This is a genomic window from Paenibacillus sp. XP01, from assembly GCF_057364885.1.
This window is the reverse complement of sequence record NZ_CP139481.1, coordinates 2,102,859-2,126,145: the sequence shown is the minus strand read 5'-3', so window position 1 is coordinate 2,126,145 and position 23,287 is coordinate 2,102,859. Positions and strand designations below refer to the sequence as shown.

Annotated in this window: 21 protein-coding genes; 9 read left to right on the top strand and 12 right to left on the bottom strand. The window is 52.2% G+C overall.

The window, feature by feature from the left end; translation table 11 throughout:
• Window positions 1-147 precede the first annotated feature (147 nt).
• On the top strand, window positions 148-1,518 hold the full coding sequence (locus SNR34_RS09885; protein WP_486182433.1) for an MATE family efflux transporter: 1,371 nt from the start codon (window positions 148-150) through the stop codon (window positions 1,516-1,518).
• A gap of 86 nt (window positions 1,519-1,604) precedes the next feature.
• On the opposite strand, the gene pfkA is transcribed toward SNR34_RS09885, so the two are convergent.
• Entirely contained in the window at window positions 1,605-2,576 is a 972-nt protein-coding gene (pfkA, locus tag SNR34_RS09880) for a 6-phosphofructokinase (RefSeq protein WP_236418134.1), read from the bottom strand.
• A gap of 55 nt (window positions 2,577-2,631) precedes the next feature.
• On the bottom strand, window positions 2,632-3,657 hold the full coding sequence (locus tag SNR34_RS09875; RefSeq protein WP_438286768.1) for a tetraprenyl-beta-curcumene synthase family protein: 1,026 nt from the start codon (window positions 3,655-3,657) through the stop codon (window positions 2,632-2,634).
• 233 nt (window positions 3,658-3,890) lie between these two features.
• Between SNR34_RS09875 and SNR34_RS09870 the strand changes: the two genes are divergently transcribed.
• Window positions 3,891-5,228 (top strand): multi antimicrobial extrusion protein MatE, encoded by a 1,338-nt coding sequence (locus SNR34_RS09870; RefSeq protein WP_236418145.1) that lies wholly within the window; start codon window positions 3,891-3,893, stop codon window positions 5,226-5,228.
• A gap of 40 nt (window positions 5,229-5,268) precedes the next feature.
• Complete coding sequence (locus SNR34_RS09865) at window positions 5,269-6,438, top strand: MFS transporter (RefSeq protein WP_486181793.1); 1,170 nt, start codon at window positions 5,269-5,271, stop codon at window positions 6,436-6,438.
• 124 nt (window positions 6,439-6,562) lie between these two features.
• Here SNR34_RS09865 and SNR34_RS09860 read toward each other — a convergent pair whose 3' ends face one another.
• On the bottom strand, window positions 6,563-6,760 hold the full coding sequence (locus SNR34_RS09860) for a cold shock domain-containing protein (RefSeq protein ID WP_236418149.1): 198 nt from the start codon (window positions 6,758-6,760) through the stop codon (window positions 6,563-6,565).
• A gap of 163 nt (window positions 6,761-6,923) precedes the next feature.
• Between SNR34_RS09860 and SNR34_RS09855 the strand changes: the two genes are divergently transcribed.
• The 5 genes from SNR34_RS09855 to SNR34_RS09835 all read left to right on the top strand — a co-directional run bounded on the left by SNR34_RS09855 (window position 6,924) and on the right by SNR34_RS09835 (window position 11,044).
• Entirely contained in the window at window positions 6,924-7,157 is a 234-nt protein-coding gene (locus tag SNR34_RS09855) for a hypothetical protein (RefSeq protein WP_236418150.1), read from the top strand.
• A 1-nt stretch (window position 7,158) separates the two neighbouring features.
• Entirely contained in the window at window positions 7,159-7,344 is a 186-nt protein-coding gene (locus SNR34_RS09850; protein WP_236418152.1) for a hypothetical protein, read from the top strand.
• Window positions 7,345-7,551: 207 nt separating this feature from the next.
• Window positions 7,552-9,342 (top strand): oligoendopeptidase F, encoded by a 1,791-nt coding sequence (pepF, locus tag SNR34_RS09845; protein WP_236418163.1) that lies wholly within the window; start codon window positions 7,552-7,554, stop codon window positions 9,340-9,342.
• A gap of 167 nt (window positions 9,343-9,509) precedes the next feature.
• A complete protein-coding gene (locus SNR34_RS09840; protein WP_486181792.1) occupies window positions 9,510-9,866 on the top strand; it encodes a LapA family protein in 357 nt (118 codons plus the stop codon).
• A 137-nt stretch (window positions 9,867-10,003) separates the two neighbouring features.
• Window positions 10,004-11,044: a M42 family metallopeptidase gene (locus SNR34_RS09835; RefSeq protein ID WP_339277260.1), complete on the top strand. Its 1,041-nt coding sequence runs from the start codon at window positions 10,004-10,006 to the stop codon at window positions 11,042-11,044.
• Between the two features lie 339 nt (window positions 11,045-11,383).
• On the opposite strand, the gene SNR34_RS09830 is transcribed toward SNR34_RS09835, so the two are convergent.
• The 9 genes from SNR34_RS09830 to hemE all read right to left on the bottom strand — a co-directional run bounded on the left by SNR34_RS09830 (window position 11,384) and on the right by hemE (window position 21,558).
• Window positions 11,384-13,315 carry an ABC-F family ATP-binding cassette domain-containing protein gene (locus SNR34_RS09830; RefSeq protein ID WP_486181791.1) on the bottom strand — a complete coding sequence of 644 codons (1,932 nt, stop codon included), beginning with the start codon at window positions 13,313-13,315 and terminating at the stop codon, window positions 11,384-11,386.
• Between the two features lie 49 nt (window positions 13,316-13,364).
• Window positions 13,365-13,943 carry a TetR/AcrR family transcriptional regulator gene (locus SNR34_RS09825; protein ID WP_236418195.1) on the bottom strand — a complete coding sequence of 193 codons (579 nt, stop codon included), beginning with the start codon at window positions 13,941-13,943 and terminating at the stop codon, window positions 13,365-13,367.
• Window positions 13,944-13,956: 13 nt separating this feature from the next.
• Window positions 13,957-14,766, bottom strand: a complete 810-nt coding sequence (locus SNR34_RS09820) for a DUF92 domain-containing protein (RefSeq protein WP_343259616.1) — start codon at window positions 14,764-14,766, stop codon at window positions 13,957-13,959.
• A gap of 196 nt (window positions 14,767-14,962) precedes the next feature.
• Window positions 14,963-15,592, bottom strand: coding sequence for a fumarylacetoacetate hydrolase family protein (locus SNR34_RS09815; RefSeq protein ID WP_236418207.1), 630 nt, complete (start codon window positions 15,590-15,592; stop codon window positions 14,963-14,965).
• 44 nt (window positions 15,593-15,636) lie between these two features.
• Complete coding sequence (locus tag SNR34_RS09810) at window positions 15,637-16,389, bottom strand: glycerophosphodiester phosphodiesterase (RefSeq protein WP_486181790.1); 753 nt, start codon at window positions 16,387-16,389, stop codon at window positions 15,637-15,639.
• Window positions 16,390-16,412: 23 nt separating this feature from the next.
• Complete coding sequence (locus SNR34_RS09805; protein WP_486181789.1) at window positions 16,413-17,861, bottom strand: CapA family protein; 1,449 nt, start codon at window positions 17,859-17,861, stop codon at window positions 16,413-16,415.
• Window positions 17,862-18,126: 265 nt separating this feature from the next.
• Window positions 18,127-19,551 (bottom strand): protoporphyrinogen oxidase, encoded by a 1,425-nt coding sequence (hemY, locus tag SNR34_RS09800; protein ID WP_486181788.1) that lies wholly within the window; start codon window positions 19,549-19,551, stop codon window positions 18,127-18,129.
• Complete coding sequence (hemH, locus tag SNR34_RS09795; protein ID WP_236418248.1) at window positions 19,551-20,501, bottom strand: ferrochelatase; 951 nt, start codon at window positions 20,499-20,501, stop codon at window positions 19,551-19,553. The genes hemY and hemH overlap by 1 nt, the downstream gene beginning before the upstream one ends.
• The gene (gene hemE, locus SNR34_RS09790; RefSeq protein ID WP_236418256.1) at window positions 20,494-21,558 is read right to left on the bottom strand and encodes a uroporphyrinogen decarboxylase; all 1,065 of its coding nucleotides are present in this window, start codon (window positions 21,556-21,558) and stop codon (window positions 20,494-20,496) included. Before hemE ends, hemH begins: the two co-directional genes overlap by 8 nt.
• Before the next feature lie 169 nt (window positions 21,559-21,727).
• Between hemE and SNR34_RS09785 the strand changes: the two genes are divergently transcribed.
• Window positions 21,728-22,966, top strand: coding sequence for an MFS transporter (locus SNR34_RS09785; protein WP_343259621.1), 1,239 nt, complete (start codon window positions 21,728-21,730; stop codon window positions 22,964-22,966).
• Window positions 22,967-23,287: the final 321 nt, after the last annotated feature.

Below are 23,287 nucleotides of genomic sequence, written 5' to 3'. Positions count from 1 at the left end.
GCCTTCAGCCGGGAATGCCCGGTTGGAGGCGGTTTTTGTTTCCCCGTCTATTCAAACGAATGAAAATCCTCTACAATGAATAGCTGTGCGCTTTCAATACGACAGCCTGATGATATTATTCAGAACAGAGAGGCCTTTCACGTGAACATGTTAACAACGAGTTTTTCGCAAAAAATCAAACCGTTTTTGATCATATTTTTACCGATCTTCACGACGCAAATATCGCTGTCTGCCATGTCGTTCTTCGATACGAACATGTCAGGGCGCTTCTCTCCCGCCGATCTGGCCGGCGTCGCTATCGGCACAAGCCTCTGGATGCCCGTTCAGACCGGGCTTAACGGCATTTTGATGGGGATCACTCCCATCGTTTCGCACCTTCTTGGCTCCAAACGCTATGACGAGATCGGCCGCAGCACGTTGCAGGCCCTATACCTTGGCCTCGCGGTTGCACTGATTGTGCTCGTCGCTGGCGCTCTGCTGCTAAACCCCGTTCTGGACGCCATGCCTCTGGACTTCCGGGTTGCAGAAGTCGCTCATGGATTTTTGAGCGCGCTTGCTTTCGGCATTCTACCGCTGTTCGGGTATACCGTGCTCCGCAGTTTCATGGATGCGCTGGGACAAACGAGAGTCACGATGCTGATTACGTTGATCTCCCTTCCGATCAACATTGTTCTGAATTATTTGCTGATCTACGGACGCTGGGGTTTTCCCGCATTGGGCGGGGTCGGAGCAGGCGTTGCAACGGCAAGCACCTATTGGTTGATTTTTCTGATCAGCATATTTTTTGTGCACCGGATTCAGCCGTTTGCCCGATATGGAGTTTTCCGAAAATGGTGTGGCGTATCGCTGAGCAAATGGAAGGAATTGCTGCGAATCGGCATCCCGATCGGGTTTGCCACCTTTTTCGAAACTTCGATCTTTGCCGCCGTCACGTTGCTCATGAGCCGATTCGATACGGTAACTATAGCGGCGCACCAGGCTGCGCTGAATTTTGCATCAACCTTGTACATGCTTCCGGTAAGCATATGCATGGCACTTACCATCCTTGTCGGCTATGAATCGGGAGCAGGCCGCGTGAAGGACGCCAAACAATACAGTCTCCTAGGCATTGGAGGCGCAGTGCTGCTTTCTCTGGTTACCGCCGCTCTGCTCCTGATATTCGGCGAAACGGTAGCCCGGCTGTACTCCAAAGAAGCCGACGTCATCGGGCTAACTCAGCACTTTTTGATCTACGCCATTTTTTTCCAGATTTCAGATGCCATTGCAACCCCGACGCAAGGCGCACTCAGAGGGTACAAGGATGTAAATCCTGCTCTGATCATTACGTTTGTCGCTTATTGGATTATCGGTTTGCCCGTCGGCTATCTCATGGCAACGTACACATCCTTCGGCCCGTTTGGGTACTGGATCGGCCTGATCACTGGTCTTGCTGTGGGGGCTGTCGCTCTCTTGTATCGCCTGTTTGTCGTGCAGCGTATGGCGGCACAGCAGAGCAGCAACCACGTTCAGCAACGATAAACCGATGACGCTCTGCATGCGGTGCATAAAGAAAGAGCACGGCCCACTTCAAGTGGTGCCGTGCTCTTTCTTGCATGATGCCGGATTTATTGGGACAGACGAATCGCAAGCTCGTAAGTGTCCAAATCGAATTGTTTTTTGGTGTTGACCACTTTATCGATGTCCGTCAACACAAGCTCGCCTTTGATGATTCCGCAAGCTTTGTCTGTTTCTCCCTCAATCAGTGAGCGTACGGCGAAATCGCCCAGACGGCTGGCCAGGTTGCGGTCAAACGGCGTTGGAGTCCCGCCGCGCTGGATATGTCCCAACACGGTTACACGCGGTTCATAGGTCGGGCAGCGTTCCATCAATTCTTTGGCTACATCTTCGCCTTTTCCTACACCTTCGGCAACAACGATGATACTGTGGCGTTTGCCATGTGAAAAGTTTGCTTTCATGCGCTCTGCCACTTCGTCCATGTCGAATGGAACTTCCGGCACCAGGATCGTTTCCGCGCCGGAAGCCAGGCCGGCATGCAGTGCGATATCGCCGCAATGGCGTCCCATAACCTCAACAATGGAAGAACGTTCATGGGAGGACATCGTGTCGCGCAATTTGTTAACCGCATCGACAACTACGCTAACCGCTGTATCAAAGCCAATGGTGTAATCCGTAAACGAAATGTCGTTGTCGATCGTTCCAGGAAGTCCCATGGTGTTAATGCCCAATTTGCTCAATTTGTTTGCCCCGTTGTAGGAGCCATCTCCACCGATCACGACCAGGCCGTCAATGCCGCGCGCACGCAGAATGTCCGCCCCTTTTTGTTGTCCTTCAGCGGTGTAGAACTCTTTGCAGCGGGCCGATTGCAAGACGGTTCCTCCGCGCTGAATGATATCGCCAACGCTGCGCAAATCCATAGGGAAAATGTCGTTGTTGAGCAAACCCTGGTATCCACGCTGCACGCCGTAGACTTCCAGACCATGGTACAAACCACTGCGAACGACGGCACGAACAGCTGCGTTCATTCCTTGTGAGTCGCCACCGCTCGTTAGAACTGCGATTTTTTTTACTGCTGACATGATGTTTCTTCCTCCTCTAGTTTCACTTCAGGCTCCCGCAACAAAAACGCCTGACTTACATTTTTTTGCGAATCCAGCGGCTGAACGCGAAGAAGAACACCCGGGTCATCGGGCTCTTCTTCATCAAACGCTTGGATACGGCGCGAACTTCCTGCTGTTCGCTGACTTTGGGATCAGACAGGTAAATGGCCAGCAGTCCCTCGATAATCATTCGGTGGAACGAATTCCCCGGAATGTTCCGCACATCGCTGCGTGCCATCTCCACGATAAAAGCAATGCGGTCCAGCATGGTCTCAACATGATCGTAATAATTGCAAAAGTTGAGATCTCCGCCCACACGGTCCTCATCCTGGTCGATCAAATAATCAAGCAAGATGTGCAGTGCGCACACATGCGGGAAGTAGGCTCTATGAATCAAAGCAGCCTGCTCTTCCGTCAGGTGCCCGTCGCTTGCAGCCAAGAATAGCATGAAAACGCCCAGCGTGGAACCGGTCGCGGCAGCAAATTCGTTCCAGCGCAGCTGAGGCGTGCGGTGACGATGCTTCGACCACCATTCAAGCAGCGCCGTTTCTCTCAGCTCGGGTTTGATGTGCTTATATACCTGCAGGTCCGTGTATAGACCTGCCAGATCCTGAATTTGAGGTTTGGCGGCCTCGTAGCCGGGCAACTGGCGCGTCAGCTCCTGACACCGCGTCACCAAGGAATGAAGGTATCCTCCGTCATCCTGCTCCTCGCGAAGCGCGTAATAGTTGACAGGCGAAGCCTCCGGGTTAACCGCATCAAGCATCGATTGATGAAGCAGGCGAAAATCGCCGGGATCCATCGACGTGCTGCGATCACATAGATTGTCCAAATAATCACTAATGGTTTGATAAGAAACGATAAGCGGGATCAGAATGTGCCTCTGGTTCATGTCGGGCAAAGCATATACCGTGCCCCCTTCGCAGTGAAACTGCTTGTCCCTGAGGCTGGCCAAGGCTTGATTGCGCAGCTCCTCGTTCGGAATACGCTCCGCCGCTGCTCTCCAACCGTCCAGTTCCTTCCGGGTTTCCGGAATGGTGTTCCTGTACACCTTCCTCATCAAATCGAGCGGTCCCCGCGGATATTGATGGCGGCTTTGATTGAATTGGCTCAAATTAAATGTGCCTCCACTTGATTGAATACGTAATAAAGCGATTTTAAACCACTACTATTATAATATGATCCCCCTAATTGTACAAATGATCTGCCCTGCCGGCACGGCAAAAAATCGCATCCACTGCATAAGCTTTATGGTATACTAACTTTATTTCATCCATAAAAGGAGTCGTTGACATGACGTCAGGTGAACCGCTCTCATGGAGACGGTTATTTGCTTTTTTCGTGCCGCTCGGCATTTCCGCCTCTCTCGTCACCATTTCTCACGTAATCATTAACAGCACGCTGGCGCGCTCGGCGCACCCGGAAACGGTCATTGCCAGTTATGCAATCGCCGGAAGCCTGCTGACCTTAACCGAGCGCCCTTCCACTTTATTGCGGCAAACCTGCTCTGCGCTGGTTCGTGACCGCCTTTCTTTTCAGGCGCTCGCTTTCGTCACGAAAATATTTTTGGCCTGCGTGCTTCTGATCGGTTTTGCGATCGTGTATTCCCCCGTAGGAACGCTCGTGTTCAAATACTTGTTCGGCGTTAGTCCCGACCTCTTGACCAAAGTCATCGATGTATACGAGATCCTGATGTATGTCAGCATATTTTCGGTCATCCGTAACATCTATCAAGGCATCATCATTACGAATAACCGCACGAAATGGCTAACGTTCGGCATGTTGTTCCGGCTTGCCGGCATGTATGGACTTTCCCTCTATTTCATCTATACGGATACCATTAACAGCGGTCGTGTAGGCGCTATCATTTTTGCGGTCGGCATGATTATTGAGGCGTTGGTTAGTTTTGTCGAAGGAAACAGCATCAAACGGAACATGCCTGCCAAATTGGAAGATCATCCGGTAGAAACGAAGGGGCAAGTATTTCGCTTTTACAAACCTTTGCTCCTGTCCAGCTTCGTGGCGCTGTTCATCGGCCCGGTCATTAACATCGCGCTTGGCAAAACGACGGGCATCGCACTGGCGATCTCCTCCTTTGCGGTAGCAAGCAGCCTGATGCAGCTCATGCTGAGCTTCTTTACTTATATTCACCAGATCGTGCTGAACTTCTATGAGGTCAATGCCACGCTCGTCAAAAAGTTCGCGCTCGTCACGGGCTTCGTTCCGTTTGCGATGACGACGTCTATCGCCTATACGCCGCTAGGCCCATGGGTTTTGGAACATATCATGAGCGTGGAAGGCAATCTGCTGGAACAGAGCTTATGGACCCTGCGCGCCTTTGTGCTGTTTCCGCTGATCTCCCCGTTCCTGGATTTCAGCAACGGCCTCATTTTGCTGCGCGGGCAGACCAAAACGATGTTCCGATCCCAGGCCGCCAATGCAATATGCACTATGATTGTTCTGCTTATCCTGATTAACCTGTTTCCGTCCTGGAACGGCATGATCGGCGCCATCGCGCAATCCCTGGGTCTGTTTGCCGAACTGGTCATCGTGTGGCTGGTCATCCGGCGCACGCAGCAGGAGCCTACGATGAGATCGGCAGGCAGGGGCGGAAAATCCTCCGCCCTTTAGGAACAACGGATTTCAACTACGAGATTGGAGTATGTCAACCATGAATTCAAGTCCTCTCGCCCGTCCGGATCAAAACTGGCTGCGGGCACTCATGTTCACCATTTTCGGGTCCACCGTGCTCGTTGTGTCCTATTTCCAGCTGTTTTTCAGCCATCTGGGCTTCAGCCGGGCCGAAATTGGCTACCTGTATGGAATCGGTCCGCTCATCTCCGTGTTTTCCAACATGTTTTGGAGCATGGCCAGCGACCGATACCAAACGGTGCGGAAAGTGATGATCATTTTGCTGGCCGGGCAGTTGATCATGGGTGTGCTGCTTGCCAATGCAACAACGTTTGGCGAAGTGTTTGTCCTGGTCACCCTTTTTTATTTTTTCTATTATCCGGTCTACCCCCTGGCTGATACGATGGCGATCACTACGGCCAGCAAATACGGCAAAAACTTTACGTCCATTCGGGTTTTTGGTTCGATCGGGTATGCCTTCTTTGCATTGGCCATCGGATATTTTCTCGGCTCCTTCGGACCGGGTTGGACGATGTGGATATGTATTGCCATCGTGACAACCACGCTGCTTATCGGATTCAAGCTTCAGGATCAGCCTGTGGCGAGCAGCAGCAAGATGGAGCTTTCCGGGCTATGGTCGATTCTGAAGAGCCGGGAGGTATTGCTTTTTTTCGGCTGTACCTTCCTGCTTGCCCTGGGCCACCGAATGAACGAAGCCTTTCTGACGATCACGCTTAAGGAACTCGGAGCGAACGAAGGGGTCATCGGCTGGTCCCTGCTCATTGGGTCCGTAAGCGAAATTCCCGTGTTTTTGCTGCTCAGCAAGTACGGCAACCGCTATAAAGAGCTGCCTTTGCTTGCTCTTGCCGCACTGATGTACACGATCCGGCTGTTCTTGATGTCCATGGCCGATACGCCTGCTACCGTCATCATGGTTCAGTTTCTGCACAGCTTGACCTTCGGCGTTTTCTATGTGACCGCTGTCCGCTACATTACTCGGCTCGTTCCCGACAATTACCGGGCGACCGGCATGGCCATGTTCACGATTGTATGGTCCAGCGCATCAGGACTGCTCAGCGGCACATTGGGCGGATTGCTTCTGGAACATGCCGGCAGGGAAACGTTCTATTTGACGGCGATGGCTTTTGCATTCGCCGCCCTGATCGGATTCGCGCTCCAACTGTTCTTCCACATGCTCCGCCGCACGTAATCGGGTGGGGCTTGGTTGAACCGAACCAAAAAAAGCACAGCCACCCATAAGGGAGACTGTGCTTGATTGCTAATGTTCAGCTATCGGTCAATCATTTATAAGAGATCCGCCGGGCGGATAGATCTTACAATTTAATTACGTTAGCTGCTTGAGGACCACGGCTTCCTTCAGTGATTTCGAATTCAACCGCTTGACCTTCCTCCAAAGTTTTGAAACCGTCGCCTTGAATTGCGGAGAAATGTACGAATACGTCCTCGCCGCCTTCAACGGAAATAAAGCCATAGCCTTTTTCTGCGTTAAACCATTTAACTGTACCTTTCAAATGAACAACCTCCTAAAAATATCACCATCTGTGGTGAATACCATCATTATACTGTATGACCATGCACATTGCAATTTATCTTTTCCAAAGAATGCGAAAAAATTTGCTTTGCATCTAAGGGTACGGTATCATTTTACCAAAACCGTAAGTTTGGAGACGACCTATGATCAAAAAACATGAAATATACAAAACCGACAAGTGGAACATGATGACCGTTGAAGTGCAGGGCAAATATTTGGTGCTGCGCGAAATTTCCGACCAGTGGGGCGAGGAATGCCATACGTTTCTGAGCCGTCCTGCCTTGATGCAGTGGGCCGAACGCCGCTTCCCGAAAGAAGATTTCGAAAACCGCGAGGAAGAATGGCAGCGTCTGATGGCCGCCTTCAAAGAGGTTTGATATGCAGCTTGATTCAAGCAATGCGTTCATCTTCATTATTCTGGCCTTCTCCCTCGGGATCGTACTGATCCTGGGGCGGGAGTCCATCCCGGCCAAGCTGAAACGGGGCATGGCCCTCATAGCCACCCTCATGATCGGCTTCGCCTTTTTTCTGATCGTTTACTTCTTGTTCAACATGGGCGCTTGACGCTCCCAAATATTTCAGCGACCCTCCGGCCATACTATTCGGGTATTTTACCGACGAGGAGGAAACCGCTTGAAATGGCGAAACACGTTGCTCGTTCTGATGGCGTTCAGTCTGATCCCTTCGCCTCTCCCCGCACAAGCGAACGTGGCAAGGACAGACCGGCCCATACATACATCCCTTCCATTATCCCAACAAAGGAGGATTCCCATGAGTCAATTATTGAAACGTTCCGAGGTGCCGGCTGAGCATACATGGAAACTGGAGGACTTGTTTGCAGACCAAAAGGCTTGGGATCAGGAATATGAGGAAGTACTTGCTTTAATCAAAAAAGCCTCCGAATTCCAGGGAAAGCTGAACAAACCCGAATCGCTGAAGGCAAGCTTTGAGCTCGAAGACGAAGTCAGCCTGAAGCTGGAGCGCTTGTTTGTCTATGCACGCATGCATCAGGATGAAGACACCGCCAACCCTACATACCAGAGTCTCTCCCAGAAAGCTCAGAAACTGAGCGTCAAGGTCGGCGAAGCGCTTTCGTTCGTAACGCCTGAAATTTTGTCCCTGCCGGACGAACAGCTTGATGCCTTCATTGCCAACGACGATCTCAAACCCTACCGATTTACGTTACAGGAAATGAAACGCGAAAAAGCGCATGTTCTCACCCAGGCCGAGGAAGCTTTGCTGGCCCAGGTGGGGAACCTCTCGCAGGCTCCGTCAACCATTTTCAGCATGTTGAACAACGCCGACTTAAAGTTCCCGAAAGTGAAGGACGAAAACGGCAAGGAAGTCGAACTCACTCACGGCAGCTATATCCAATTGCTTGAGAATCCGAACCGCGAGGTCCGGGAACGTGCCTTCAAAGCCGTTTACGAAACGTACGCCAAACAAAAGAATACGATCGCCGCAGCCTTAAATGCCAACGTAACCAAAAACATGTTCTACGCCAATGTGCGAAAGTACCCTTCCGTGCTGGAAATGTCCCTATATGGCGACAACATCCCGAAAGAAGTGTATACCAATCTTGTGGACACCATCCACGAAAGCCTGCCGCTGCTGCATCGGTACATGGAATTACGCAAAAAACTGCTTAAGGTCGACGAACTGCACATGTATGATCTGTTCGCCCCGCTCGTGGACGAATACAAAATGGACATCACCTATGATGAAGCGAAGAAAATCGTGAAAGAAGGCCTAAAGCCGCTGGGCGAGGATTATGCCTCCGTCCTGCAATCCGGATACGACGATCGCTGGATCGACGTGTACGAAAACGAAAACAAACGGTCAGGCGCTTATGCTTGGGGCGCTTATGGCACGCACCCTTATGTATTGCTCAACCACAAGGACAATTTGAACAGCATGTTCACGTTGGCGCATGAAATGGGCCACGCGCTGCATTCGTATTATTCGGACAACGCGCTGCCCTACCGTGATGCGCAGTACACCATTTTCTTGGCCGAAGTCGCTTCCACGACCAACGAAGCGCTGCTGATGGATTACTTGCTCAAAAAATCGACAGATCCGAAAGAAAAGCTGTATTTGCTTACTTACTATGCGGACCAATTCCGCACCACCGTATTCCGTCAAACCATGTTTGCGGAATTCGAGAAAATCATTCATGAACGTGCCGAGCAGGGCGAGGCTCTTACGCCGCAATTGCTGTCGGAAATTTATTATGACCTTAACGTCAAATATCACGGAAACGGCATGGTCGTTGATAAAGATATCGAGATGGAATGGGCTCGCATTCCCCATTTCTACAACAGCTTTTACGTTTATAAATACGCAACAGGATTCTCTGCGGCAACCAGCTTTTCCAAGCAAATTCTTGAGGAAGGCCAACCTGCGGTAGATCGTTATCTCGGATTCCTGAAAAGCGGCGGCAGCGACTTCTCCATCAACATCCTTAAAAAGGCAGGCGTGGATATGTCCTCGCCGCAGCCGATTCGCGAAGCCATGAGCGTTTTCAAGGAACTGATCGAGCAGATGGAACAGCTCACCAAGTAAGGCGGACCCCTGTTTGAACGGTTTGAAACGGTTCATCCCTTGCCCTTGTCGGGCAGGGGATTTTATCATCGGATCAGACTGCAAACGTTCAGGACCCAGGAAAGAATTAAAATGCTGCATAGCCTTTCCTTCAAGGAAAAGGACGGTCCTAACAAGGAGGCAACATCATGAAAATGCAATGGTCCCTCATTGCAGGTCTCGTTTTTGCATTATTAACCGGCATTTTTGCGGTGATTAACGTCAACGCCGTGAAGGTCAACCTGCTGTTCAACACGTTCCAGATTCCGTTGATTCTGCTCATTCTCGGCTGCACGCTGATCGGCGGCGTTATCGTGGGATCTTACGGCATTTACCGCCAATACCGGCTTCAGCGCGAAAACAAACAATTGAAGCTGCGTATTACCGAACTAGAGCAATCTGCGGCGAGCCCATTCTCGCCTGATTCGTTTGCTTCCGCGGAACCATCTCAAACAGCTGCTACGATCGGAACGGAGGAGCCAGATTCCTTGCATAAAAAGGAGTAGGGATTTAGAGCGGAACAATACATGGTAGCACTCGAAGCAGCCTGCCGGGTACTTGGTGATGCACTGCATTTCCGCCTGCCAGGCTGTGTTTCTGTTTTTTTAAATTGTGAGTTTCAATGAAGGAGGACAAATGACCCATGCATCATACCATCGATGAATCATACGTATTGAATTTTTTAAAAACGTTGTTGGACACTCCTAGTCCCAGCGGTTATACCCATCATATTATCGATATGATCTGCAAGGAAGCCCAATCTCTAGGCATTGAATCCAAACTGAACAACAAAGGCGGCGCCATTCTGCGTTTGCCCGGGCAAGACAACAGCAAAACGATCGGCCTCAGCGCACACGTCGATACGTTGGGTGCCATGGTCCGCTCCATTACGTCCTACGGCACGCTCAAACTGACTTCGGTTGGCGGATTTACCATGCACAGCATCGAAAACGAATATTGCACGATCCATGCCCGTGACGGCAGAACGTATACAGGCACTATCCTTACGCTGCATCCTTCGGTCCATGTCTACCCTGACGCCCGCACGTTCGAGCGCAAGGAAAGCCATATGGAAGTACGCATCGACGAACTCGTGAACAACAAAGAGGACGTTCTCGCGCTCGGAATCGGCGTCGGGGATTTTATTTCCTTTGATGCCCGGGCCGTTATTACGCCAAGTGGTTACATCAAATCGAGACACCTGGATGACAAAGCCAGCGTGGCTGCACTGTTCGGCTTGTTGGAATCTTCCAAACGCGAGGGTTGGAAGCCGGCGCATGACGTTCTTTTGCTCATTTCGAACTATGAGGAAGTCGGTCATGGCGCCGCGCACATCCCAGCGGAGATCAGTGAAATGATCGCCGTTGATATGGGCGCCATGGGGGATGATCTGAGCTGCAAAGAAACCGACGTTTCGATCTGTGCCAAAGATTCTTCCGGGCCTTACGATTATGCCATGACAAGCCGTCTGATTGAATTGGCCAAAAAAGGCGGCCTGGATCATGCCGTCGACATTTATCCGGATTACGGTTCGGACGCCAGCGCAGCGCTCCGCGGCGGCAACAATATCCGCGCCGCACTCATCGGTCCAGGCGTTCATGCTTCCCATTCCATGGAGCGTACGCACAAAAATGCGGTACTGAACACGGCAAGGCTGCTAACGGCATATATCACAACCCCTTAAGCCCCATAATATCGCGACGATATACACCGCAAAAAAAAGGATGCCTACGGACTTTTCTTATTCCGTTGCGGCATCCTTTGCTTTTGGAAAAATAAATCGACACCACGCTGCGCATTCTCCCCCACGCACTCCTCATATCAAATGTTTCAAATCAAGCCCTCCAGGTTGGAATAGACCCAGGGAAAAGGTACAAAATTTCTGCTGAGCGCCTTACTAGCGGACAATGCAAAAACACCTTCCTGCTCAGTGCGACAGCAAAGCCGCGCTTGATCAGAAAGGTGTTCATATCGGTTTATGCCCCGAACAGATGGCATCCTTGCTTCAAATTCGTGTCCGTGGTTACGATTTGCTCTGCTCGATCTGTTCTGCAAGTTCGTTCAGGTAGGTCCAGCGTTCCATCAATTGCTCCAAATGCCGTTCGGCTTCCGCCTGCTCGGCCATCAATTCCTGCAAACGGGCGGAATCGCTAAAAGCTTCTTCCATGGCCGTATTGATCCGCGCGATGTTGGCTTCCGCCTTTTCGATATGATCATCGATCTGTTCATATTCGCGCTGCTCCTTAAAGCTGAACTTCAGCTTCGGCTTGGACGCGGAAGCAGGCTTGACGTCAGCCGTTTCAGCTTGTGCCTTGGCACCGCCTGCGGCATTTTCCAATCCCGCCGGGGCCGGGACATTACGGGCCATCCATTCCGCGTATTCGCTGTAATCGCCCACATGCACCCGCACTACGCCCGCGCCTTCGAAGGCCAACACTTTATCGATGGTCCGATCCAGGAAATACCGATCATGGGATACGACAAATACGACGCCCGGGAAATCGTCCAGGTAATCCTCAAGCACGGCCAATGTCTGAATATCCAAATCATTGGTCGGCTCATCCAGCAGCAGTACGTTCGGCGCACCCATCAGCACGCGCAGCAAGTAGAGCCGCCGCTTCTCCCCGCCGGACAGGCGCGAAATCGGCGTCCACTGCGAGGCAGGAGGGAACAGGAAACGCTCCAGCATTTGCGAGGCGGTGATAACCGAACCATCGGCTGTTTTCACGTTCTCGGCCGCCTCCTTGATGTATTCAATCACGCGCAGGGATTCATTCATCTCCTGATGCTCCTGCGTGAAATAACCCAAGTTCACGGTTGGTCCGAGGACCACTTCGCCTTCATCCGGCTCCAACTTGCCGGAAATCATCTGCAGCAAGGTAGACTTGCCGCTGCCGTTGGGGCCAATAATCCCCACCCGATCGCCGGGAACGGCAATGTAATTCAGGTCGCTGATCAGCTTGCGATCTCCGACCGATTTGGAGAGATGCTCGATCTCCAGAATTTTTTTGCCCAACCGCGTGGAACCGACGGACACATCCATTGCCCCCGAACGCTGGATGCCCTGCTGGTCTTTCAATTGTTCGAAACGGTCGATCCGCGCCTTCTGTTTGGTCGTACGCGCCTTGGCACCGCGCCGAATCCACGCCAGCTCCGTGCGGAGCAGGTTTTGCCGCTTCTGCTCGGAAGCGATCTCACGCTCTTCGCGTTCAGCCTTCAGTTCCAAAAAACGGGTGTAGTTCGCCTCATAGCGGTACAAACGGCCATGGTCCAATTCCAGCATCACGTTCGCTACCCGGTCCAGGAAATAGCGATCATGCGTAATCATAAGCAGCGCGCCGCGCCGTTTCTGCAAATATTGTTCCAGCCATACCACCGAATCGTTATCGATATGGTTCGTCGGCTCGTCCAGAATCAGCAGTTCGCAAGGATGAATAAGCGCTGAGGCCAATGCCACCCTTTTGCGCTGTCCACCGGACAAGGTCCCCATGCGTGCATCAAACTGCCGGATGCCCAATTTGGACAAAATGCTTTTGGCTTCGCTCTCCAACTGCCAGATCTGGAGCTGTTCCATCTGCTGGTTCAGTCGCAGCAGTCTTTCCTGCAAAGCCGTGTCGGAAGGATGAAGCTCCAGCAGCTCCATCGTTTCCGTGTAATCGCGCACGGTCTTCATCTCCGGGCTGTCACCCTCAAATACTTGCTGCAGCACCGTATTATCCGGGTTAAAGTCGGGATTTTGTGCCAAAAACTGAATGCGCACGTCATTGCCGATCGCGATCTGCCCTTCGTCGGGTTGTTCAATCCCGGCAATGACGCGCAAAAACGTAGATTTCCCCGTCCCGTTTACGCCGACAATGCCGATTTTGTCCTGGTCGTTCAAGCCGAATGAGGCATCCTTAAACAATATTTTTTCGCCATAGCTCTTGGAGATTTGCTCCACAGTCATTATATTCATGCTCGTTACCCACTTCTCCGTAAATTAGTTGATGGTGTCCCCGCTCCACTCATGCTTGCAAAAAAGAACGGCACCCATCCAGGAATAATGCTGCCGCAAACGCAATCCGTCTGTTCAGATCCTCTTCGCCGAACTCGGGATTCAGCATGATATCCATTTTCAGGCGGTCAAGGATGCCGATATAAGCTTCTGCCAGCAACACAGGGTCCGGCACGCCTGCCCGCTCCAGCACCTCGCGTACCACGCCCATGTACTCGCGCATGAACCCTTTCATGAACTGCATCAGATCCGGATCATTGTTCGGGGCCATAAAAAACAGCTTGGTATGATTGCGGCGCTCATAATAATACGTCAGATGTGTTTCGGCAATGGCCCCAAGCTTGTCGCCCGTGCTTTCATGAGCTTCCAGCGCTCGGCCCAGCCGGCTGATGAATTCATTGCAGTCCCTTTTCGATACGGCCACAAATAATTGCTCTTTGCTTTTGAAATATAAATAAATCGTGCCTTTGGCGATCCCCGCCTCGTCCGCGATATCGGACATCTTGGTTTCGTAAAATCCCTTCGATCCAAATATCGTGTAAGCCGCATCCAAAATGGCTTCCGATTTGTCTCCCTGCACGCTGCTCAAAATGCAACTCCCCCTATAGCGCAAAAATGTTCCCTAATCCAATGGCCACGCCTGCACCGACAAGGGAACTGATTACGTTCACCAGATCGTTGCTCATCCATGACCAGCCTCGCGCTCGCACCGTATCATGCCCGCAATGCGTTCCAACCTCCACGTCGCGCCCACATACGGTGCAGCGATACATACGCTGCACGGTTGCTCCCAGATAGGAATCGGCAAAAGCCCCCGCAAGCCCGCCGACCAGTCCCGTACATATCCAGCCCAACACATGAGCATGTTCCATGCCGGCCATCCAGCCAAAGAAGGAGGCTCCCGCGCCGATCATGGCCCCGCCTGCAGCAGCAGCAGTGGTGCCAAGCATCGATACACCTCCGGAAGCTCCGGGTGTCAGCACCTTCCATGTCAGCACGGAACGAGGAGGCTTGCGGCTTAAACTACCCAGTTCAGTCGCCCAGGTATCGGAGGTAACGGTCGCCATGACACCGATGAACGCATACAACCAAGCCGGATGCGGATACAACCAGTATGCAAGGCAAAGAATCATGCCGATGCCGCCATTGGCCATGACTTGTCCCGCGTCACGATTTCCCGTTTTGGCGTACGATTTCTCCAGCTCCTGCTTGCGATCCTTTCGATACTTCGAAAGCACCGTGGAAGTGATGAAAAACAGCAGCAGCGTACCAAACCAAAACAAGTTCCCCGCGCCGTAATAGATGGTTCCCATCATGACAGCCGCAAGCGCTCCCGACAGGGTAAGCGATTTTTTGGCATAGGCGGCGCCCGCTACAATAAAGGCGCACACGGCGCCGATGATCCAGTCCATATGTTCTCCTGTACGTCAGCATGCGTTAAATGCAACGGACGCTCTCCCATTTTAAAAGTTGATCAACAGTACACTGATTATAACACGGTTTCCCGTGATGCCGAAATGTTGATGAAATGCCGCAAAACCAAAAGGAGCGCCTTCGCGCTCCTTGCAGCTTTGTTCCCGTTATAGACAGATCACATGTTGGTGTCATCTACTTCAATGCGATGGAACATTTGCCCACCGTTTGGCCATTCCAGCCCAATTCCAGCACGTCTCCTGCCGTCGTTGGTCCCACCCCTTCAGGTGTTCCGGTGAAGATCACATCACCAGCTCCCAGGCCATAATGATGGCCAACATAATCCACGATGTCCTGCAAGCTGAAAATCATGTTGCGGATGTTGCCGCGCTGCACCGTTTCCCCATTTTTGGTCAGCGTAAAGTCGCTTTCCAGCAAGTCTTTCACCCCAGGAAAAGGCTGAAAATCGGTAATCGGCGCCGAATTGCGGAACCCTTTGGCCGCCGTCCAAGGATGGCCTTTTTGTTTAATCTTGGACTGTACGTCCCGAAGCGTGAAATCAATGCCAAAAGCATAAGCATCGACAAGCTCATCTACCTTGACTCCCGGCTCGTAGCTGCTTCCGATGCGGATGACCAGCTCGGCCTCATAATGGATTTCACCTTTTCCGGCCGGCAGTTCAATGACCTCTTCAGTCATGGGGATGACCGCGTGGGAAGGTTTCATGAAAATCATCGGTTCGTCAGGAACGGCATTGCCCAGTTCTTCGGCATGAAGTTTATAATTGCGTCCTACACAGTATACGTTGCGAATATTTGTCAGCATGAATACAACCACCTTTGTCGGATTCGTTATGCAAAGCTTTGCCTCTAACGTTTGATAAACCGGTCATGCGAATCACGGAAAGCTACCTGCCACGCATGCACATCGTTCGTGCAGATCATCACTTCCGGATCGACCGCCGCGAGCTGCTGCATGACGGCCGGATCGTCCACCGTCCAAGCCATGACTTGGATGCCTCTGCTCCGCAAATCGTTCATCATGCTGCGATTGACATGGGAGTGTCCAATAGACAGAAAACTGCACTTCATTTCCTGCAAACGCTCGGGAAGATCGGCTGGATAGGCATCAATGATCAACCCGGTCCTAATCCCGGGGTCAATCTCCTTTGCTTTGATCAAAGCCTTCGGTTCGAAGGAGGTCAAAACAACGTCGTTCTGCATATGACGCTTCTTCACCTCTCGAATGACCGCTTCCGGCAAATCGGGGTACATGTTCCCTACCGTCTTCAATTCGATATTGAGCCGTACTTTGCCGCAGCAGCGATCCAGCACTTCCGCCAAAGTCGGTATGCGCTCCCCTGCGTATTGTTTGCTTTTCCATGATCCGGCATCAAGCGATGCCATAGTGGAACGATCTGTCTCCCGGACCAAACCTTCGCCATTTGTCGTACGTTCCAACGAAAAATCATGAATGACGACGGGAACACCATCGCGCGACATTTGAACATCCAGCTCGATCCATTGCACTTGCGGCTGCTCCATGGCCAGCAAAAAGGCCGCCATCGTGTTTTCGGGCGCTACCGAGGAGTATCCGCGGTGCGCGACACATATGTTTTTCACTAGGTTTCCCCCTAAAATGATAGTCATTTCGTCACAGCTGCTCCGTTTGGTTCAAAACGGATGCCAGGAGAAAGCGTGGTCATCTGTTCCAGAAGCAACCGTGCAGCGTCGGCTTCCATCGGAATGGCTTGCCCCAGCCCTGCTTCATAAGGCACCACTTTCATGCTGCATTTGGCATCCGCGCTGCAGCGCGCTTGGAAGACAGCCGTTTTCCAGGTCTCCTCCGTGGTCGATCTTGAAAAAATGAAATTGCCTGTACTGTAAGCGATCCATTTGCCCTTGTACAGCTCGACGCCTTGCAGTACATGAGGGTGTCCCCCGATGATCAGATCCGCGCCAGCGTCAACGAATTCATGAGCCAGTCTCGTCTGGTCACTGTTGGGGGTGCTTACACGTTCCTCTCCCCAATGGGCGACCACAATGACCAAATCGGCATGCTTGCGGGCCTCCTTGATTGCATTTACAGCCGCGGCCGAGCTGTAAGCTTCTGCAACGCCAGCCCGGTTTCCTTCGGCTTTCCAACTCGTTTCAGGAACGACCCTGCTGAAACCAAGCAGGGCAATCTTCATTCCTTTGCGTTCCATGTATACAGGAGCATACGCCTCGTCCTGATTCATGCCCGCGCCGACATGTTCGATGCCATACTCCTTGAGATAGGTGAGCGTATCCACCAAACCTTCCACGCCCTGATCCAAAATGTGATTGTTGGCCAGGTTTACGGCGTCAAATCCAGCAGCGACCATTGCGGCAAGCGCTTTGGGTGAAGATTTGTACACAAAGGTTTTGTTGGCAGCCCCGGTTCCGCCAAGCGTAACAGGGGTTTCCAAATTGCCGATGGTCAGGTCGTCTTCCTTAAACATGCCTCCAAGTTGAGCAAAGGCATAGTCATAGCCGTTTTTATCGAGGACTTCCGCTACCTTGCCCGAAAATTGCATATCTCCGACAATATTAATAATGACATCACCGGAGGTACCCGAAGGCTGAGGCGCAACAACGCTGCTACCCGAAGACTTATCGTTGTCCTGAGCAGCCGAAGTATTGGATGACGCAGGCTTCTCTGGCTTTTCCGGCTGTTTCGCAGGTTGGTCTGTCTTGACGGCCTCGGAAGTTCCGGATGCATTCGCAGGCTCTGAACCTTGCTTCCCTCCACTTGCAGCAGGGGATTCCTGATGGTCAGGCTGAGGCGTTTGGTCAGGCTCTTCATCCAACGTTCCGCCAGTTACCGGTTTTGCATCTGATTCACCAGCAGGTTGGTTCTCCTCGGTATTGTCGCGATCCTCCGGAACCTCACTTACAATCTCATCTTGCGGGTTTGTGCTTGCCTGCTGCTCCTTCATCCCGAGAATATAGTAGAGCGAGACCAGGATGATACAGACAAAAAGCAGCAGATTAATGCTCCAGACTACCTTTTGCGGGCTTATGCGCTTTCGCTTTTTCTTCCTTGCACCTCGTTCGGATCTTGGGGGATACATAGACCACCTCTTCTATTCCATTTCAACCCAATCGCTATCATTATATAAGAAAAATAACTATCGATGCACTCTCTAAGTAGACAGACCGCCTTTAGCAGAAATTTTTCTTGCGATTATGGCCTTCAACTTCGCTCACACCCGCGAAATTCCATAATCTAAAGAAAAATAACTATCGATGCACTCCCTAAGTAGACAGACCGCCTGAAAAAAAAGAGGCCGTCTCCACGTATCCATTTCAACGTTCGAGACAGCCCCATGATGAATGTTACAACGCCGCAAGCGCGGCTGCAGCCTGCATGGACATTTCCTTCGCCTGTTTGATGCAATCCGGCAAACCAACGCCTTCATACGCAGCCCCGGCAACATAAACGCCCGGCAATTTGTCGCCGAGTTCCTGCCGAAGCGCCGCAATATGCTGCAGATGCCCGACCGGATACTGCGGCATCGATTTGCGAAGCCGCGTAATTTCTGTGAAGAGCGGAACGGCATCAATCCCCATCGTCTCATGTAAATCCTTGAGCACGAGGTCAGTCAGCACGTCATCCGGAAGCTCCACGTTCTGTTCGTCGCCGGAACGGCCGACATAGCAGCGAAGCAGCACTTTGTCATCCGGACTTGTATGCAGCCACTTCGTCGAAGTCCACGTGCATGCCGTGATGTTGCGCCCTTCCTTGCGCGGCACGAGAAATCCCGAGCCGTCGAAGACGTGCTCCACGTCCTTTTTCTGGAATGCGAGCACCACATTGGCCACGGACACATAATTGATGGCATCGAGCGCGGAGGTATCCACATGGGGTTTCAACAGCGGCGCTGCCGCAAAAGCCGGCACGGTGACAATGATATCTTCGGCAGCCAGCGACTCCCCGTTATCCAGATGGACCCGGTATCTTGCCTCTCCCTCGTCGTGCTTCTCAAAAGATTGCACTCCGGTGTTCAGCAGCTGCTTCACGTCATGCAGATCATGAACAAGCGCGTGAACAAGGCTTTGCAGCCCCTGACGAAACGTAAGAAACGCACTTCTTTTCGTTCCCGTATGGGTCTCTGCCGGCTTGCGTCCGGTCATCATGCCGCGAATCAGGCTGCCGTAATCCCGCTCCACCGCGCCGAATTGCGGAAAGGTGGCCTGAAGGCTCAGCTTGCGCATATCCCCGGCATAAATGCCGGCCAAGAGCGGTTCGGTCAGGTTCTCCAGCACCTCCGGCCCAAGCCTGCGCTCGATCATGTACCCGAGCGACTCATCCTCTGACGATCGACGCGGCGGGATGAAGAAATCCATCAATGCGCGCAGCTTGCCTTGTGGAGACACCAACCCGCTTCGCAGAAACGGCGCCAGTTCCGTAGGTATGCCAAGCACCAGTCCCGCAGGCATCGGATGCAGCTTGCCGCGCTGCATAATGTAGGTTTTTTTGGATTCCGGATTTTGGCTGACCAGTTCATGGTCGATTTCCAGTTCCTTGGCCAGATCGACCATAGCCGTTTTGCGGGCCAAGAAGGAATCCGGGCCTTTCTCGATCACGAAACCGTCACGATGAAGCGTCTGAATCATGCCGCCCATGGACGAGCTTTTTTCCACAAGCGTAATTTGGGCCTCTACCCCTGCTTCCCGGTAATGTTTCCGGATGTAAAATGCCGCGCTGAGGCCGGTCAACCCGCCGCCGATGACTACGACACGCCGTTTCTTATCAACCATTACGCATCTGTTCCTTGCTGCCATCGGCCTATAATTACATCGCTGAGCGTTTCCATGTACAGAGGATCACTGTTCAGCGAATCAATGCGCATCAAACGTATGTCGATTTCCTTGGCGATCGTTTTGGCTTCAATATCCAGATCATAGAGCACTTCCAAATGATCGGACACGAATCCGACGGGTGCCACCAGGACGTCCTCCACCTGCTCGCGCGCCAGATTCTGAAGCGTGTCCAGAATGTCCGGTCCCAACCACGGCTCTGCGGTTCTTCCCGCACTCTGCCATGTGAACTGCCAATTGCTGATCCCCGTGCGGGAAGCGATCGCTTCCGATGTCTCCAGCAGCTGCTGCGGATAAGGATCGCCCATGCCGACGATCCGTTCGGGCAGACTGTGTGCGCTGAACAGGACCCGAACCTCCCCGCGTTTTGCGCCAGCTTCCTCAAACGCATCCAGCTTGGCATTGACACGGCTCGCAAAAGCCTGAATCAACTTCGGATGCAGATGATAACTTTCGACGAAAGACATCTGAATGCCGAGCTCCTCCGCCTTCTCGCGGGCACGCTTAATGTAGCTGCCCACACTCATCGTGGAATAGTGTGGAGCAAGCACGATGCCAACCGCCGTCCGGATGCCGTCCTTGGCCATCTGTTCAACGCCGTCCTCGATGAACGGGCGGGCATGCTTCAATCCCTGATAACAACGGAATTCCACCTCTGTTGTGCGCTCATCCCGGTTCAATGTTTCCTGCAGGGCCTTCACTTGGTTGTCCGTGTTTTCCCTGAGCGGGAACACACCGCCGACAATGGCCTCATACCGATCCGTCAATTCTTTCAATTGCTCCGGCTCGGGAGGACGCCCCCGGCGAATATGCGTGTAGTACGCTTCGATGCCTTCCATGCTCTCCGGTGTGCCATAAGACATCACCAGTACGCCTACTGTATTAGTCATTGGTAACTTTCACTCCCATTCTCAATGCTTCAGCAGAATATTCGTGAATATACGCCGTCAATTCTTTCAATTTATCAAGCGAGGCTTCCGGGAACAATCCATGACCCAGATTGAAAATATAGCCCGGCTCCTTAACGCCTTCGTCGATGATCGCTTTGGCCTGCTGCTTGATGACATCCATCGGCGCGGTCAGCACGTACGGGTCAAGGTTGCCTTGCACGGCAAACTTGCCCCCCAGTCTCTTGCGTCCTTCGGAGATGGATACCCGCCAATCCAATCCAATGACGTTCGCCTGCAGTTCAAGCAGCGCGGGCAGCAATTCTCCCGAAGCAACGCCAGGGAAATAAATTTTGGGTACATTCAAATCCGACAATTCGGCAAAGATACGGGTAATGGTTGGCAGGACATAGGTTTTGAAGTCAATCGGTGAGAGCGCGCCTACCCAGCTGTCGAACAACTGGAACGCTTTGCCGCCGCTGCCGATATGGGCTCGTACATATGTAATGACCATGTCGCCCAGCTTCTGCATCAGCCGATGCCATACTTCAGGCTCGCTGTACATCAACGTTTTGGTGCGAATATATCCTTTGGACGGCCTGCCTTCGATCAGATAGCTGGCGATCGTAAACGGCGCACCCGCAAACGTAATCAAAGGAACGTCCAGCTCTTTGTCCAGAATCCGGATCGTCTCTAATATATGGGACAAATCCCCCTCCACGTCGATGGGACGAAGCCGATCCACGTCCGCAGCGCTGCGGATGGGATTATCGATGACGGGACCGATGTTTTTGACAATATCGAAATCAATGCCGATTGACGCAACCGGATTCATAATATCGGAATACAAAATAGCCGCATCCACGCCGAGTTTGCGTACCGGCATTAGGGTCACTTCAGCAGCCAGCTCGGGCTGGCGGCAAATTTCAAGCAATGAATATTTCTCTTTGATCTTGCGGTAATCGGGATCGTAACGCCCAGCCTGACGCATGTACCACACCGGAACACGGTCCACCTGCTGTCCGAAGCTCGCCCGAATCAGACGGTCATTATAGCTCATTGTTAAGATGCCTCCAACTCGTTTTGGACTCATAACTACCATTATGCCCTTTTTGAAGACCAGTAACAACCACGTCTGGATGACAATACTATGACATTCCTTACATCCCGATGCCCATATGCCAATTATGGTATAATAAAAGAATCGTGTTTTTTTAGGTGTTTCAGAAATGATCCAGAAAGGAGTGAAAAGCACTTTGAAAACCTGGAAAGTAAACCTCATCGTGCTTTGGTTCGGGCAATTTCTGGCCAACTCCGGTATGACCATGATCACCCCGTTTTTGTCCCTTTATTTGGCACAAGACCTCGGCGTGGTAGGCGAGCATGAAATCGGCATCTGGGCGGGGATCATCTTTGCGGCCAATTTCCTGACCTCCTTTTTGTTCCAGCCCCTGTGGGGCAAGCTGTCGGACAAATACGGCCGCAAAATCATGCTGCTGCGTTCGGGCTTCGGCATGGCGATCGTCATCGGCTTGATGGGACTCGCGCAAAGCCCGTGGCAGCTGCTGCTATTGCGCCTGTTGAACGGCACGATTTCGGGCTTCAACCCGGCCGCCGTATCGCTGATCTCAAGCACGACACCAAAAGACCGCATGGGCTTCGCCATGGGGATCAGCCAGTCCGGCCAGGTCGCCGGCACGATTCTCGGCCCGCTGATCGGCGGTTTGCTGGCGGACCAAGTCGGCTTCCGTCCGATTTTCTACATTACGGGCGGACTGATCTTTACGGCCTCGATGCTGGCCCTGTTTTTCGTTAGGGAGACATTCGACCGCGAAAAAGCGGCCAAGCTGCCAGAGCAATCGGTCCTGTCCGGTTTGAAAGAGCTGAACAAGTTTCCGCAGCTCCCTGCATTGTTCGCCGTAACGTTCCTGCTTCAGTTCGCCATGATCAGTCCGATGTCTCTGCTGCCGCTGTACGTGCAGAAGCTTCACGCGTCCGACGTCAACGTAGCGTTCTGGGCAGGGTTGGTCGGTGCCGTGACCGGGATGTCCAACATGGCTATGTCCCCCGTGCTCGGCAAGCTCAGCGACAAGATCGGGGCCCACAAGGTGTTGACCTTTTCACTTATCGGCACGGGCCTCATGTTGATTCCGCAGGCCTTTGTACAGACGGTATGGCAGCTCATCCTTGTACGCTTCGTCATGGGTGTGTTCATGGGCGGCCTGCTGCCAAGCGTCAATGCGCTGATCCGTTCCTATTCGCCGGAAGGCATGATCAGCCGTGCATTCAGCTTCAATACGAGCACGCTTGCACTGGGCAACATGCTCGGCGCCGTGTTCGGCGGTTTCCTGGCCGGCTTTATCGGAATCGAAGGACTTTTCATTTTGTCGGGCGCCCTATTGTTGCTGAATATGATCTGGGTCCGATTCAAGCTGTACGGCAAACCAGCATCCCTGCGTGATCCTTGACATGCAGCTTCCCCGGACCACGAATCCCACATGCAGCTTCTCTCCGAGCTTCCTTATACAGGAAGACTTGGAGGGGAGCTCTTTTTTTTCAAAGGAATGTCCTGCATCCGCCCGTTATATACGAAGCTACGATGACCAATAATCGGCCCAACCTCTCTGAGTTTATCGATAGACGATTTCATTTCTCGCCTATACCGATCATGACAGCACAACCTCAAGCCTATTATGGAATATTATCTGACATAATCAGATGAAAACCCAATCATTTCAACGTCGTATTTTTCCTCAAAATTTCAAATAAATATGCAATATACTCTTTCA

Excerpts from the sequence above, each read along its gene's own strand:
- SNR34_RS09885 (WP_486182433.1), top strand. The coding sequence starts at position 148 with ATGTTAACAACGAGTTTTTCGCAAAAAATCAAACCGTTTTTGATCATA.
- pfkA (WP_236418134.1), bottom strand. The coding sequence starts at position 2,576 with ATGTCAGCAGTAAAAAAAATCGCAGTTCTAACGAGCGGTGGCGACTCA.
- SNR34_RS09875 (WP_438286768.1), bottom strand. The coding sequence starts at position 3,657 with ATGAGGAAGGTGTACAGGAACACCATTCCGGAAACCCGGAAGGAACTG.
- SNR34_RS09870 (WP_236418145.1), top strand. The coding sequence starts at position 3,891 with ATGACGTCAGGTGAACCGCTCTCATGGAGACGGTTATTTGCTTTTTTC.
- SNR34_RS09865 (WP_486181793.1), top strand. The coding sequence starts at position 5,269 with ATGAATTCAAGTCCTCTCGCCCGTCCGGATCAAAACTGGCTGCGGGCA.
- SNR34_RS09855 (WP_236418150.1), top strand. The coding sequence starts at position 6,924 with ATGATCAAAAAACATGAAATATACAAAACCGACAAGTGGAACATGATG.
- SNR34_RS09850 (WP_236418152.1), top strand. The coding sequence starts at position 7,159 with ATGCAGCTTGATTCAAGCAATGCGTTCATCTTCATTATTCTGGCCTTC.
- pepF (WP_236418163.1), top strand. The coding sequence starts at position 7,552 with ATGAGTCAATTATTGAAACGTTCCGAGGTGCCGGCTGAGCATACATGG.
- SNR34_RS09840 (WP_486181792.1), top strand. The coding sequence starts at position 9,510 with ATGAAAATGCAATGGTCCCTCATTGCAGGTCTCGTTTTTGCATTATTA.
- SNR34_RS09835 (WP_339277260.1), top strand. The coding sequence starts at position 10,004 with ATGCATCATACCATCGATGAATCATACGTATTGAATTTTTTAAAAACG.
- SNR34_RS09830 (WP_486181791.1), bottom strand. The coding sequence starts at position 13,315 with ATGAATATAATGACTGTGGAGCAAATCTCCAAGAGCTATGGCGAAAAA.
- SNR34_RS09820 (WP_343259616.1), bottom strand. The coding sequence starts at position 14,766 with ATGGACTGGATCATCGGCGCCGTGTGCGCCTTTATTGTAGCGGGCGCC.
- SNR34_RS09815 (WP_236418207.1), bottom strand. The coding sequence starts at position 15,592 with ATGCTGACAAATATTCGCAACGTATACTGTGTAGGACGCAATTATAAA.
- SNR34_RS09805 (WP_486181789.1), bottom strand. The coding sequence starts at position 17,861 with ATGTATCCCCCAAGATCCGAACGAGGTGCAAGGAAGAAAAAGCGAAAG.
- hemY (WP_486181788.1), bottom strand. The coding sequence starts at position 19,551 with ATGGTTGATAAGAAACGGCGTGTCGTAGTCATCGGCGGCGGGTTGACC.
- hemH (WP_236418248.1), bottom strand. The coding sequence starts at position 20,501 with ATGACTAATACAGTAGGCGTACTGGTGATGTCTTATGGCACACCGGAG.
- hemE (WP_236418256.1), bottom strand. The coding sequence starts at position 21,558 with ATGAGCTATAATGACCGTCTGATTCGGGCGAGCTTCGGACAGCAGGTG.
- SNR34_RS09785 (WP_343259621.1), top strand. The coding sequence starts at position 21,728 with ATGATCCAGAAAGGAGTGAAAAGCACTTTGAAAACCTGGAAAGTAAAC.